At 43.1% G+C, this 262-nt stretch carries 1 protein-coding gene; it reads left to right on the top strand.

Annotated features, from left to right (window positions below; translation table 11 throughout):
* Positions 1–262 (top strand): sigma 54-interacting transcriptional regulator (locus AAEZ00_RS21545; protein WP_351089985.1); only part of this gene is annotated, 262 nt, incomplete at both ends.

Raw genomic sequence — 262 nt, 5'->3', positions numbered from 1 at the left:
CAGTAAAACGGTTCAATCTGATGTGCGACTGATTTGTGCCGCCAATGAAGATTTACCTACCTTGGCTGACAATGGTGAATTCCGAGCGGACTTACTCGATCGTTTAGCCTTTGATGTGATCACCTTGCCACCATTAAGACATAGAACCGAAGACATTATGCCATTGGCCGAACATTTTGCTATTAGCATGGCAAGGCAACTATCACTAGAATATTTTAGTGGTTTTAGTCCGTTGGCGGTAGAACAATTAATGATGCACAGC

This window comes from Shewanella sp. S1-49-MNA-CIBAN-0167 (assembly GCF_040310145.1).
Taxonomy (GTDB): domain Bacteria; phylum Pseudomonadota; class Gammaproteobacteria; order Enterobacterales; family Shewanellaceae; genus Shewanella; species Shewanella psychromarinicola.
This window is presented reverse-complemented; position numbering and strand designations above follow the sequence as displayed.